The following is a 12,844-nucleotide window of genomic DNA, read 5'->3' as shown; positions in this document are numbered from 1 at the left end:
CTTTAATTCAAAGTAGAGTGGCTTTTATACTCGTTGATAGTATATGAATTTAATTTATAACCATTTTTTGTTTTTAAAGTAAATGCCAATACTGCCCGTTAATACGATTAAAAAAACCACAAATAACGTAAATGCATATGGACTCTCTGTGCCAGGTATGCCCCCTACGTTCACACCTAATAAGCCAGTTAAAAACCCCAGAGGTAAGAATAAAGCAGCGACAACCGACATGACGTACATGCGCTGATTTAATTGCTCAGACACTTGGTTTGTGATTGTTTGTTGAATAATTTGTGCCCGCTCTATGGAACTATCTAGCTCTTCTAGATAGCGAATAAGCAAATTTGTCGTTTCATTTAACTTTGCTTTATCGTCATCAAATAACCATGGATAGTGGTTGTTCACCATACTGCTTAATGCTTCTTTTTGCGGCCTTAAGTAGCGCTTTAAGGCGATTGTTTGGCGACGCAGTTGCGATAACCCTTGGTTATCAAAAGGTTTACTTGGTTCGTCTATTTCTTCTTCAAAATCATCTAATGTTTCATCAAGCGAATCAATGACGCTTTGCATTCGTGATGTCAATTTTTGTGCTATTGCGCATACTAATTCTGATATGTTGCATGGGCCGGTATTACTACTAAACGATGTTAAAATATCTTGAATTGATAATAATCGACGTTTACGTGTCGTAATTACAATATCTTCATTAATGAAAAAGCGAATTGATACCATATCTTCAGGGCTTTGCGCCGGGTTTAAATTCACCCCGCGTAAAAATAGCATGTGACCATTTGTGGCAGATGTAATACGTGGGCGAGTCTCATCTGCGGTTAACGACTCTAGCTCGTAATCGGTTAAAAACTCACAATTTTTAAGCCATGTAACGACTTCTGTTTGACTGTAATCCATGTGTACCCAAAGCTTACCCTGTCCAGGTTTCCAATTATGTAGCTCATCAGTGTTTGAAATGGGGCGTGCACCACCTCGTTCGTCAAGAACTAGGGCGTGGAGTAAACCATTAATCATATTAGTTTCTCATAATAGTGTATTTTTAATACTGTTAACTATAGTGTATCTACTTAATCAAAATAGACTTATCTTTATTTTTAATAAGTTAGTTTTTAAATTAATAAAGCATAAATTTGGTGTGAATTAAATTGCTAGCAAACCAAGATAGTTAACTGTGCAGTAGAAAAATATAGTGAAGCTTGCGGTCGATATTTATCAATCAAATTCACTTGTCAACGGGATAAATTTATTTTGTTGGTGTTTTTTTACCTGTAGCGTATAAGTCACTTTTTTATTAAGGGCACATTTATGACGACAAAGATCACTATTGGTTGGCGTGAGTGGTTGAGCTTACCTGAACTGGGTATTGAGCGAATAAAAGCTAAAATTGATACAGGCGCTCGTACATCATGTATTCATGCTATTAACATTGAAGAGTACGAAGTTGATGGAGAAAAATGGGTTAAGTTTACAGCCCAGCCATTGCAAGATGATGAACAAACGAAAATCACTTGTAATGCAAAGGTTAAAAAAATAAAAAACGTAACAAGCTCAAGTGGACAAAAAGAATTACGTTATTTTATAGAAACAACATTGCATGCGGGTAAGCATAGCTGGCCTATAGAGATGACTTTAACTAGTCGAGCAACAATGAAGTTTAGAATGTTATTAGGGCGTACAGCCATGGAAAATCGTGTCATTGTTGACACGGCTTTATCTCATTTATTATAAAAGTATTGAATTTTATGTCTGAAAATCAGCCATAAATAATTAATGCATACAATTTAGTTAAGGTTTTAACTATGAAAATCGGTATTTTATCTCGTAACAAAAAATTATATTCAACACGTCGTTTAATCGAAGCGGCAGAAGCGCGTGGTCATGAAGTTAAAGTAATCGACGCACTACGCTGCTATATGAATATAAATTCAGAGCAACCAGAAATTCACTATCGCGGTGAAAATTTAAAAGAATTTGACGCAATCGTCCCGCGTATTGGTGCATCGGTTACATTTTATGGTTGCTCGGTACTTCGTCAGTTTGAAATGATGGGTGTCTACCCTGTAAACGAATCCGTGGCTATTTCTCGTTCGCGCGACAAATTGCGCTCGCTTCAGTTACTTTCGCGCAAAGGCGTTGGTATGCCAGTAACAGGTTTTGCTAGTAAACCAGATGATGTAAAAGACTTACTGGAAATGGTAGGCGGTGCACCGGTAGTTATTAAATTACTTGAAGGTACACAAGGCATTGGTGTGGTACTTGCTGAGACGCGTAAAGCGGCTGAAAGTGTTATTGAAGCATTTATGGGCTTAAAAGCTAATATTATGGTTCAGGAATATATTAAAGAGGCAGGTGGTGCAGATATTCGTTGTTTCGTATTGGGCGATAAAGTAATTGCAGCAATGAAGCGCCAAGCACAAGAAGGTGAGTTCCGTTCTAATCTTCACCGTGGTGGTAGCGCGACATTAGTACGTATTACTCCTGAGGAGCGTAAAACAGCAGTTGCAGCCGCTAAATCAATGGGCTTAAATGTGGCTGGTGTCGATTTACTTCGCTCATCTCGTGGGCCACTTGTGATGGAAGTAAACTCATCACCTGGTCTTGAGGGTATTGAGATCGCAACAGGTAAAGATATTGCAGGTATGGTGATTGACTTCATCGAAAAGAATGCTTCAAGTAAAGGAACAGCGACACGTGGCAAAGGTTAAAATTAACCGTCCTTTTACCTTATTAGGTGAACAGATTGGCGTAGGCGAGCGTAAAACGCTTGCCTTAGAAGCCGCAAAGCTTTACACCCATTCACCACTTAATATTCCTATAGAAGTGGTAAATGGTGTAATGGAAGGACCTGTGCTAATGGTCTGTGCTGCTATTCATGGTGATGAGCTAAATGGCGTAGAAGTTGTACGCCAGTTACTTGCTAAAATAGATCCTAGTCAGTTACGTGGCACGTTAATCGCTGTGCCTATTGTGAATGTGTTTGGCTTTATTCATAAATCGCGTTACTTACCAGATCGACGTGATATGAACCGCAGTTTTCCAGGCTCTGAACGTGGCTCGTTAGCAGGACGTATGGCTTATATGTTTTTTAATCAAGTAGCAGTACATTGTACGCATATCATTGATTTACATACGGGGGCTATTCACCGGACTAATTTGCCACAAATTCGTGCTAATTTAGCAGATGAAGCAACAGCTGAAATGGCTAAAGCATTTGGCACGCCAGCGGTTATAGATGCATCACTGCGTAATGGCTCTCTTCGCAGCGAAGCGGCTAACTTAGGCATACCTGTTATAACCTATGAAGCAGGTGAAGCACTACGATTTGATCCTATTGCAATTGCAGCCGGTGTGCAGGGCGTTGATTATGTTATGCGTCATTTAAAAATGATTCGTGGCAAACGCCCGAAAAAATTACCAGATCCGATTATTGCAGGTTCTACAAGTTGGATACGCGCAGAAGTTGATGGCATTGTACGTGCTCAAGTATCATTGGGCGAACGTGTAATTAAGGGCCAAATACTTGCTTATATTAGTAGTCCGTTGGGTGACTCTGAACTTGAGCTTTTAGCACCTAAAGGTGGGATTGTTATTGGCCAACAAACGATGCCATTAGTAAATGAGGGCGATGCAGTCTTTCATCTAGCTTACTTTGCGAGTGACAATGGTTTAGTTGAGCAGCAGCTAGAGAGCTTTATAGACGAAATAAATGATTTAGATGACGAACTTAAAACTGCGGAACTAAATAATTAATCGTTAACCTAAGTTCTGTTTAGTTAAGCATTAAAAAGCCGCAGAAGGTATTTACCTTCTGCGGCTTTTTTGTGACTATTATTTTTTAAGTATGTTTTTAGGGCCAATAATACGCTTTATAACAGGCGTTTTTGTTGGTTTTGGTTCTTTATTTAAAACCATGACAGGGCGCGTCACAAATAAATTGTTAGGATAAATAACACGATGGCCATCAATGTGTTCAAGTACTACATTCATCAAACCCATTTCGACAATGCGACCTTCAACATGATTCGCGCCATCAATAATTCGTACTCAATAACCAACGCGGCAGTCGTTTTGAATAAACATTAATAAGAATGCAGTTAAGTTACTTAATAACGACCATGCGGCAAAAAGTGCAACACCTAGCATGGCAAATAATGAGGAGCCAAGTACAAGTAAGCCACGTAATTCAATGCCCCAAAATACCAGTACTAAGCATATCATTACACAGGCAAGTATTATTTTAAGCAGTAGTTCTGCGCGCGATTTGTGATGTAAATCTACTTTACCCTTAATGGTTTTTTCGAGAAGCTTTTTAGTCAGCTTTAATAGCAACGGATAAAGTAGTAAGGCGATTAGGGTCACAATCAGTTTATATTGTGTACCAAAAAAATCTAAAATCTCTAACGGTTCCAAAATACATTCTCATATGGGGAGTAAGTAATAATTAAGTAATTAAGTAATTAGTTTAACGTTTTAAGATGATGCGAAATAGTTATTTAAAAAGATTTTTTCACATTAACTAACCATTGTACTGAGTCTACATCGTCATAACTATCAAGCGGTGCGGCGATGTCAATGTGGATCATAGTACCTGCGTTAGCTCTGCTTGGGGCTAAGCGTAAACCTATACCAATATTTTTAAGTACGTGATCGTTCTCGCCATTGTCTTTGTCGTTAAACCACGCTCGGCCAACGTCAATAAACCCAGCGGCACCTACTTTAAATAGCTGAAGCAAATCGTACTCCCAATAATAGCGTTTTTCTAAACTAACTAAAAAACTGCGATCGCCGTGTTGATAATCCATAGGGTAGCCTCGTAAACCAGTTTCACCACCCAAAGTAAGTTGTTGGTCGGCAGTTAAGTTTTTAGCATATTGCAAACGTCCTTTTACATACCACGATTGATCAACACTGGTGTTTAAGTAGTATTGAATTTGACTAGTGGCCCTAAAGTTTTCTAATTGTTTGTGTTCTTTATTCCAATATCCTTCAATGTCAGTGTTAAAACGCCATAGAGTATTATCGCCAGAAAAATGTGCTTTTTTAAAATTTAATGAATAAATAGCACGACTATCATCATCACTCAAAGATTCATCAGAGTAACCAATAAGGGCTTTAACATTCCAGCCTAGGTTTAAATCTTCAGTGCGGTACATACTGTCGAAATTGCGTACTTTTATAAAGTTATCTTCAAACCAGTGGCCGCTTATAAATGGGTAACTTAAACTTCTGTCATCGGCAAGTGGTGCAAAGGTGGTGTCTATAGCTTCAAAGGTATGCTGCTCGTCGGTATAACCTAAGGTTAAGCGCTGGGTCCAGTTATTATTAAGCGCTTTAGAGTGCCCTATAAATGCACTGGTTAAATCGCTAGTTTGATCAAATTCGCTAAACTCTTCGCCGCGTTTATATAATGACTCTTCGCGCTGTTCTGAATAGCTTAAAATACCGTAACTAAAAGGGGTGTCTATCGCGTAAAATGGATAGGTTAACTCAAGCAAATGGCGCTTGCCATCGCTGTTATCGGCGTACTCTAGACGGCCGCGGTAGCGAGTAGATAAAATATTAGGATCGTCGTAAACAAATAAGTAACCACTGCGGTCGCTGTCAGTCGTGCGTGAAAACGATAGGCGTTTACCCCAACCAAAGAGGTTGGATTCTCTAAAGCCAATGCTTGATTTATTTTCACCACCGCTGCGGCTAAAGTTTATTTCAGGTAGAAGCGTCCATAAATCACGAGTCACTACCTTTACATCAATGTCACCATCGCAGTTCTCAGTTGCACTAATTTGGGCGTCATATAAGTAACTTTCTTTGCGTAGGAGGCGCTCTGATTCAGCTAATTTTTTAGCATCATATTTATCGCCGGTGGCAAACAGTAGGAGGTTATTAATTACATCCGGTTCGGTTTGAATATGTGCGCGGTTGGCAAAGCGAAATAATGCATTATTTTCTTCTTCGAGTTCGGTATTAAATACATTGAGTTGCTTAAGTGAAATAGTGGCAATTTTAGCATTGGGTTTAGCGCTTACAATGGAGATATCGTCGTTGAGTTGGCGGCGTAAGCTTTTATTATTAGAGTGGTCTAACTTTTCAACTTGGCAACGAGTATTATCATGAGTTTGTGCTAATGCACTTTGCATGAATAAGGCTAAAATACTTAAGCTAATACAGTACTGTGTGATCCATTTCTTAGTTACCATTCAAACCCTTTACTGCTACGTAGCAAATTACTACCGTAATATCAGCTTACATCATAGTTACTAAAATGTAAGTTAAAAGTATTGAGTTTGAAAATTAAATATAACGACTTTGAACTAAAGCCGCTAACTTAAATAAAAGTTGAGTGCAGCAAGTAGATGATCGGCCTCAGTGCCTTCTCCATTTATCCAAATACTTTGGCTGTAGTGCTCATAGTTTAAATTAAAGGTTTGCTGCTGGTAGCTAAAGCGAACTTGATGACGGTCAGCACCAGCAGAATACTCGTTGAGCGATATATCGTCTGAATGTAAAAATAATGTACTCCACAGCTCAAAGTCTTCATCATGCGGAGGCTCGATGGGCGTAATTACAATACATTTATGAGTATGGTCGTATTCTATTTTTGTCATAATGCTCTTAATTTGTAGCTAAGTAATTACGAATTGCAGTTAAAAAGGCGCCGCCATATTTATTTAATTTAGTGAAACCAACTCCCGACACTTTTAAAAACTCACTGTCATTTGTTGGCATAAGCTGCGCCATTTCAGCCAAGGTTTTATCATTAAATACTACATACGGTGGTACATCGTCGGCATCAGCAAGTTCTTTACGCAGTGCTCTTAAGCGGGCAAAGAGCTTTTTATCATAATTAAATTGCGCTAATTTATCTTGGTACACGTGCTTAGCTTGTAGGCGAGGTTCAGCCAATTGCAAAGCATATTCACTTTTTAAAATTGCACGCGCGGCTTCTGTTAATCTAAGTGACGCACCTTGTGTTATATCTTGGCTTAGTAAACCCTGATGAATAAGTTGACGTAAAATACTAAGCCAAAATTCACTGCTTTTATCTTTACCGATACCGTAAGTACTTAACTCATGATGGTTGTTATCGCGTATGCGGCTCGTGTTTGCACCGCGAAGTAATTCTACAATATAACCTAGGCCAAAACGTTGCTCAGCTCTATACACGCACGAAAGCGCTTGCTGTGCGACTAAAGTACCATCAAAGCTTTTAGGTGGGTTTAAGCAGATATCACAGTTGCCACAAGGTTCGCGCTGGTATTCACTAAAGTAGTTTAGCAATATTTGGCGGCGACACGTTTGTGCTTCAGCAAAGCTAGCCATGGCGTTAAAGCGTTGTTCTTCTACACGGCGACGTTGTTCGTCATCAATGTCTTCAAAAAAGCGCCTTACACGGCCAATATCAGCCGGATCAAAATACATGATGGCTTCTGCGGCAAGGCCATCTCGCCCAGCTCGTCCTGTTTCTTGATAGTACGACTCTATACTTTTTGGAATATCGTAATGTAATACAAAGCGTACGTTAGGTTTATTAATCCCCATCCCAAAAGCAACAGTTGCTACTACAATTTGAATGTCGTCGCGGGCAAACCCAGTTTGCACAAATTGTCGTTGTTCGTTGCTCATACCTGCATGGTAAGCGGCAGCGTTTAGCCCTGCATCTGCAAGTTTTTCAGCAATGTCGTCTACGCGCTTACGACTGGTGCAATAAATAATACCGCTTTGGTTTTTTTGCTCTTTTAAGTAGCGAAGCAGTTGCACCATAGGTTTAAATTTTTCTTCTATGGTGTAACGAATATTGGGACGATCGAAGCTACCAGTATGAATATAAGGCTGCTGTAGTTTGAGTTGCTCAACGATATCAAACCGGGTCGCTTTATCAGCCGTGGCGGTAAGCGCCATCATAGGAACATGTGCAAAACGTTGCTTTAATTCGTTTAAGCGAAAGTAATGAGGTCTAAAATCGTGACCCCAATGCGACACACAGTGCGCTTCGTCAATGGCAAATAAGCTCACATTTAAATGCGATAAACGTTCTAAAAAGTCACGCTGCAATACTTTTTCAGGCGCAACATATAATAGTTTAATTAAACCTTGGTGAAGTTGTTGATACACCAATTGCTGTTCTTCTCGCGCTAAGCTGTTATTAACGTAAGCGGCTTTTACGCCAAGTGCTTGGAGTTGCGTTACCTGATCTTGCATTAGCGATATAAGCGGAGATATAACAATGGTTACGCCTTCAAGCACTAAAGCGGGTATTTGATAACACACAGATTTCCCACCACCTGTGGGTAGCAATACAAGCGAGTCATGCCCATTTATAGCTGCATCAATAACTGCTTTTTGACCGTCGCGAAATTCGCTGTAGCCAAACACTTGTTTGAGGACAGTTTCTGGTTTACGCACAAGCGTACTAGAAGGTGGTGTTAATGTATTCATTGGCGGGTATTTTAGTGGTTTTTTAACGAGATGTCTTTAGCTGAGTTACTTGATGAATTATTTAAGTGGAGTCTCGTAGTTTTGCACTATGTATGTTTTACTCATCTTACCAGTTTTGGCATAGAGAATAATAATGAATAAAGAAATGTTAATTGAACAAGTTGGGGCGTTGTTTGTAAATGGCATGCCGTTTAATCAGTTTTTACAAATATCGGTAGAATCACTGAGTCCTGAACAAGCAAAAATTACCTTTCCTTGGCAGGATGTATTTATTGGTAATCCAGCGCAAAAAATATTACACGGAGGCGTTATTTCAGCCGTGCTTGATAATGTGGGAGGAATGCTTGCTGCAGCAAGTGTGATTGATAAATTAACAGACTTAGATATTGATAGTGTGCAAGCGAGGCTAGCTACGCTTGGAACCATTGATTTACGTACTGATTATTTACGCCCAGGCAAAGGCGAAGTGTTCACCGCGAGTGCAACGCTTATTCGTTCAGGCAACAAAGTGTGTGTATGTCGAATGGAGTTACATAATGAAAAAGCAATTCAAATTGCGTTTGGTACTGGTACGTATTTAGTTGGATAAACAATCCATGGAGAGTAAACTAGCGACCTTTTAGTATCACTAAGTGTTTTTATTATGTCGATTGATACAGAGCAGCGTAAAGGCGCTGTTTTTGCTTGCCTAGCATTTGTGATGTGGGGTTTAGCACCTATATACTTTAAATTTATCCAGCATGTGTCAGCTTTTGAAATATTAATGCATCGCGTTGTTTGGTCTGTCGTTTTTTTAGTACTTGTAGTAAGTGTTCTTAAATACTGGCACAAAATAAAGCGTATTATTGTTCAACCCAAACTTGTGTTAATGCTTGTTATTACTTCAGCGTTACTGGGATTTAATTGGGGACTTTTCATATGGGCGATAAATAATAACCATATGCTGGATGCAAGCTTGGGATATTACATAAACCCGTTGTTAAATGTATTGCTGGGTATGCTTTTTTTAGGCGAGCGTCTACGTAAGTTTCAGGGCGTTGCCGTTGCACTCGCGTTTTCGGGAGTATTATTGCAACTCGTTAGCTTTGGCTCGTTTCCGGTAGTTGCTTTTTCATTGGCAATATCATTTGCACTTTATGGCTTATTACGTAAAAAACTCCCCGTTGAAGCTCTGCCAGGGATATTGCTAGAGGCACTTATATTATTACCCGTAGCGCTTGTTTATTGGTGGTTAATGGCACCTTCTGACACATCAAGCCTTCCCGCTAACGATTGGCATACTAATGCGTTACTAATTAGCGCGGGCATTATAACTACATTACCTTTATTGTGTTTTACTGGCGCTGCTAAGCGTTTGCAATACACTACATTAGGCTTTTTTCAGTACATTGGGCCAAGCTTAATGTTTATGCTAGCAGTGGTGTTTTACGGTGAGGTATTTGATGCAGAAAGGTTAGTTGCATTTGCATGTATTTGGAGTGCGCTTGCTATATTTAGTTGGGATTCTTACCATCAATCACGTAAACGAAGAAAAGCGGCAGTGGCGACAGCACAAGTGGCTAGTTAACTATTTTAGCTAATAATTTTGTTACGGCCAGTTTCTTTTGCATCATAAAGTTTTAAGTCGGCCTGTTTTAATAGTTCATCAATTTGATAAACAGGCCCTGACGAAAAACCAATAGAAATTGTGAATCGAATGTTGGCTTTACTAAATTCTTGGCTATTAGCTTCTATAAAACATCTAAATCCTTCAAGTTTTTTGAGTGCTTCTTGTTTATCGGTATCGGCAAAATAAACAGCAAACTCTTCGCCACCCAGACGTGCTACTAAATACTTTTTAAAGTATTTGCTAAAACAAATAGATAAACCTTTTAGTACTTCGTCGCCTGCATCGTGGCCATAGGTATCATTAATTGCTTTAAAGTGATCAATATCAAGCATAGCTAATGCGCCATTACCGTTATCAAGTTCAATTTTTTTAAGGGATTTTCTAGCCTCTTCAAAAAAGTAACGACGATTGGGGATTTTTGTAAGGTAGTCAGTATTAGCTTGGTTTTTTATGGTTGCTAAAAGCGTTAACATATCGACGTTTTGGCTTAATCGACAATAAAACTCCTCACTATTGAAAGGCTTATGTAGGTAATCATTTGCCCCATTTTTTAAGAATAAGGTAGATAAATCTGAAGAATCAGCGCCTGAAATGCCAATTATTGCTTTTTCATCGTTATCATATAAACGCCTGATTTCTGTGCATAGTTCATCGCCGTTCATATTAGGCATTTCATTATCAGTGATAATAACGGAGATATCAGGTGATGCTTCAAGCATAACAAGTGCTTGTTTACCATCTTCAGCTTGTAAAGTTTGATATTTATGACGGGTTAACAAGCTACATATATACTGTCGTGTGGATAAAGAGTCGTCAACAACGAGTACTTTTACATTTTCGTTTCGAGGTAGTCGTAATAGCTGTTTTTCGAGATACTGATACGCTTGTTTATTTTCTTTGATTATGTAGTCAATTATAGGGTATTTTTCTACTGTTTCACGGGTTTTTTTGTCGATATTACCCGTCATAACAATTGTTGGAATTTCAGCGGCGATAGTACAAGGAACTGCTTCGCCATTAGGCGCATCAGGTAAAATAAAGTCAACTACAGCACAAAAGTAGCTATTTTTACTGATAAGTTCTTTTGTTTGAGTTAGAGATTCAGCTATATCTACTTCATAACCCGCTTTAAGCGCGATGTGTTTTTGCACCCGCGCTATTGTTGGCGTATCTTCAACTATTAGTATTCTTCGCGTCACGTCACAACCTTGTTTATATTTTTGCAAAAGTATTTGCTTATACAAGTTGTAACTGCTAAAACGCAAAAAAGCAAATAAGTGAAGAGCTTATAGGTTATCTGCTTCAGAATAATACTCTTGGCTTATAGGAGCTGGCCCTGATATTTTTGAGCGCCCAAATAGGGTATGAAACTTACTCTTACATGTTGTAAGTTTAAGGTATTTAATCCAAGCACGCTCAATCGGATTTGTTGGCTCTAAAGTCCCCATTGCTACGGCTAAAAATTGTTCTTGGTGTTCGTTTTGTGGCTCAATAGTTTTATTGTGTAAGCCTTTTAAAACAACGCCATGTTGGTCTAATATGCTGGCTTCTAATAAGGTGAAGTTTCCACTACGGCTAAAACCGCGTGGGAAGTTGTGATCATCATAAAACTGACGTTGGCTAACAAATGCTTGACGAAGTAGTGAAATATCATTGCTCATAGCTTTATCCTCATGCCTTAGTAATTAGCTGGAGTATGATGCAAGTTTGGCAATTTATTAAACAAGTTATTTTTATCGTGAGGATAAAAAATTGGATATAGATTTATTAAAAACATTTGTTGAAGTTGTGCGTACACGTCACTTTGGTAAAGCGGCCGAAAACCTTTATATCACCCAATCTGCGGTGAGCTTTAGGATTCGTCAGTTAGAGCAGGGACTTGGGGTTAATTTATTTATACGCCAGCGTAATAATATTCAACTTACAGCGCCGGGTGAGCGTTTGTTGCCACATGCTCAAATGATTATTACGGGTATGCAACGCGCCAAAGTAGATGTTGCGCTTGCCGATAATATGCATAAGCAAATTAGCTTAGCAGGAACGCCTAATATTTGGGATGCTTTTTTACAGTTTGGTATAACAAATATTGTATCGGCGATGCCGGGCGTGTCATTAGTCGCAGAGGTTAAAGCACAACAAGAAAGTACTCGGTTGTTATTAGAGCGAACTCTCGATTTAGCCATTTTATTTGATCCGCCTAAAGTAGATGAATTAGTAGTAGAGCGAATTTGTGAACTGCCTATTATTCCAGTGAGTGGCTATGATACTGCAACTAACGAAAACTTTTTTGATAACCAATATGTATATGTTGATTGGGGAACAACTTTTTCACTTTGGCATGCGCGTCAGTTTACAGGTAAAACGCCGCCTTACTTCAGAACAAGTACTGGTCGTATAGCACTTGATTTAATATTACAGTGCGGCGGGAGTGCGTTTATTCCTCAAGTACTTGTAGAGCATCATTTAAATAAAGGTGATTTATTTCATGTAAAAGATGTAAAAAATACGTCACGAGATGTATTTATTGCCTATCATAGAGATAATGAACAGAAAGAATTAATAGAAACGTTGGTAAATTTGTTATCACAAATGACACCTAGCTTGACGTTGGAGCCTAATTTATAGGTACAAATGAGTTGCTGAGTATCGATGTTGTTTTGATTTCATATTTAATACACTTTTATTAATTTAAAATTACAGAAATATTTCGATTGTAATACTTCTGTAATTTTACAGTGACAAACTGCTGCTGTTTTAAAATTAGTCTTTTGTGATTATCCAAGGAAA

At 38.7% G+C, this 12,844-nt stretch carries 12 protein-coding genes and 1 pseudogene; 6 read left to right on the top strand and 7 right to left on the bottom strand.

Annotation, left to right across the window (positions count from 1 at the left end):
- Positions 1–54 precede the first annotated feature (54 nt).
- The gene (locus AC0VZ4_RS17060) at positions 55–1,026 is read right to left on the bottom strand and encodes a zinc transporter ZntB (protein ID WP_007376501.1); all 972 of its coding nucleotides are present in this window, start codon (positions 1,024–1,026) and stop codon (positions 55–57) included.
- A gap of 291 nt (positions 1,027–1,317) precedes the next feature.
- Between AC0VZ4_RS17060 and AC0VZ4_RS17055 the strand changes: the two genes are divergently transcribed.
- The 3 genes from AC0VZ4_RS17055 to AC0VZ4_RS17045 all read left to right on the top strand — a co-directional run bounded on the left by AC0VZ4_RS17055 (position 1,318) and on the right by AC0VZ4_RS17045 (position 3,762).
- Entirely contained in the window at positions 1,318–1,740 is a 423-nt protein-coding gene (locus AC0VZ4_RS17055) for an ATP-dependent zinc protease family protein (RefSeq protein WP_007376500.1), read from the top strand.
- 71 nt (positions 1,741–1,811) lie between these two features.
- Positions 1,812–2,717 carry a 30S ribosomal protein S6--L-glutamate ligase gene (rimK, locus tag AC0VZ4_RS17050; RefSeq protein WP_007376499.1) on the top strand — a complete coding sequence of 302 codons (906 nt, stop codon included), beginning with the start codon at positions 1,812–1,814 and terminating at the stop codon, positions 2,715–2,717.
- Positions 2,704–3,762: a succinylglutamate desuccinylase/aspartoacylase family protein gene (locus AC0VZ4_RS17045; RefSeq protein WP_007376498.1), complete on the top strand. Its 1,059-nt coding sequence runs from the start codon at positions 2,704–2,706 to the stop codon at positions 3,760–3,762. Before rimK ends, AC0VZ4_RS17045 begins: the two co-directional genes overlap by 14 nt.
- A gap of 78 nt (positions 3,763–3,840) precedes the next feature.
- On the opposite strand, the pseudogene AC0VZ4_RS17040 reads toward AC0VZ4_RS17045, so the two are convergent.
- The 4 genes and pseudogenes from AC0VZ4_RS17040 to recQ all read right to left on the bottom strand — a co-directional run bounded on the left by AC0VZ4_RS17040 (position 3,841) and on the right by recQ (position 8,448).
- A pseudogene (locus tag AC0VZ4_RS17040) lies at positions 3,841–4,422 on the bottom strand (mechanosensitive ion channel domain-containing protein).
- 83 nt (positions 4,423–4,505) lie between these two features.
- Entirely contained in the window at positions 4,506–6,209 is a 1,704-nt protein-coding gene (locus AC0VZ4_RS17035; protein WP_475440247.1) for a BamA/TamA family outer membrane protein, read from the bottom strand.
- Positions 6,210–6,332: 123 nt separating this feature from the next.
- On the bottom strand, positions 6,333–6,617 hold the full coding sequence (locus AC0VZ4_RS17030) for a DUF3630 family protein (RefSeq protein ID WP_475440246.1): 285 nt from the start codon (positions 6,615–6,617) through the stop codon (positions 6,333–6,335).
- Positions 6,618–6,624: 7 nt separating this feature from the next.
- Positions 6,625–8,448 (bottom strand): DNA helicase RecQ, encoded by a 1,824-nt coding sequence (gene recQ / locus AC0VZ4_RS17025; RefSeq protein WP_007376494.1) that lies wholly within the window; start codon positions 8,446–8,448, stop codon positions 6,625–6,627.
- Positions 8,449–8,581: 133 nt separating this feature from the next.
- Here recQ and AC0VZ4_RS17020 point away from each other — a divergent pair, with 133 nt between their 5' ends.
- Both AC0VZ4_RS17020 and rarD read left to right on the top strand, forming a co-directional pair.
- A complete protein-coding gene (locus tag AC0VZ4_RS17020; RefSeq protein ID WP_475440245.1) occupies positions 8,582–9,037 on the top strand; it encodes a thioesterase family protein in 456 nt (151 codons plus the stop codon).
- Between the two features lie 54 nt (positions 9,038–9,091).
- Positions 9,092–10,015 (top strand): EamA family transporter RarD, encoded by a 924-nt coding sequence (gene rarD, locus AC0VZ4_RS17015; RefSeq protein ID WP_475440244.1) that lies wholly within the window; start codon positions 9,092–9,094, stop codon positions 10,013–10,015.
- Between the two features lie 5 nt (positions 10,016–10,020).
- Here the strand turns inward: rarD and AC0VZ4_RS17010 are convergent, their stop codons facing one another.
- Positions 10,021–11,256 (bottom strand): diguanylate cyclase, encoded by a 1,236-nt coding sequence (locus AC0VZ4_RS17010; protein ID WP_475440243.1) that lies wholly within the window; start codon positions 11,254–11,256, stop codon positions 10,021–10,023.
- 87 nt (positions 11,257–11,343) lie between these two features.
- Positions 11,344–11,718, bottom strand: coding sequence for a MaoP family protein (locus tag AC0VZ4_RS17005; RefSeq protein WP_008136380.1), 375 nt, complete (start codon positions 11,716–11,718; stop codon positions 11,344–11,346).
- 91 nt (positions 11,719–11,809) lie between these two features.
- Here AC0VZ4_RS17005 and AC0VZ4_RS17000 point away from each other — a divergent pair, with 91 nt between their 5' ends.
- The gene (locus AC0VZ4_RS17000; protein ID WP_033031370.1) at positions 11,810–12,682 is read left to right on the top strand and encodes a LysR family transcriptional regulator; all 873 of its coding nucleotides are present in this window, start codon (positions 11,810–11,812) and stop codon (positions 12,680–12,682) included.
- Positions 12,683–12,844 lie beyond the last annotated feature (162 nt).

The sequence above is a fragment of the Pseudoalteromonas sp. QJM3NY_22 genome, from assembly GCF_056173065.1.
This window is presented reverse-complemented; position numbering and strand designations above follow the sequence as displayed.

What these genes read in the sequence shown, in the direction of transcription:
- AC0VZ4_RS17060 (WP_007376501.1), bottom strand. Translation starts at nt 1,026, where the DNA reads ATGATTAATGGTTTACTCCACGCCCTAGTTCTTGACGAACGAGGTGGT.
- AC0VZ4_RS17055 (WP_007376500.1), top strand. Translation starts at nt 1,318, where the DNA reads ATGACGACAAAGATCACTATTGGTTGGCGTGAGTGGTTGAGCTTACCT.
- rimK (WP_007376499.1), top strand. Translation starts at nt 1,812, where the DNA reads ATGAAAATCGGTATTTTATCTCGTAACAAAAAATTATATTCAACACGT.
- AC0VZ4_RS17035 (WP_475440247.1), bottom strand. Translation starts at nt 6,209, where the DNA reads ATGGTAACTAAGAAATGGATCACACAGTACTGTATTAGCTTAAGTATT.
- AC0VZ4_RS17030 (WP_475440246.1), bottom strand. Translation starts at nt 6,617, where the DNA reads ATGACAAAAATAGAATACGACCATACTCATAAATGTATTGTAATTACG.
- recQ (WP_007376494.1), bottom strand. Translation starts at nt 8,448, where the DNA reads ATGAATACATTAACACCACCTTCTAGTACGCTTGTGCGTAAACCAGAA.
- AC0VZ4_RS17020 (WP_475440245.1), top strand. Translation starts at nt 8,582, where the DNA reads ATGAATAAAGAAATGTTAATTGAACAAGTTGGGGCGTTGTTTGTAAAT.
- rarD (WP_475440244.1), top strand. Translation starts at nt 9,092, where the DNA reads ATGTCGATTGATACAGAGCAGCGTAAAGGCGCTGTTTTTGCTTGCCTA.
- AC0VZ4_RS17005 (WP_008136380.1), bottom strand. Translation starts at nt 11,718, where the DNA reads ATGAGCAATGATATTTCACTACTTCGTCAAGCATTTGTTAGCCAACGT.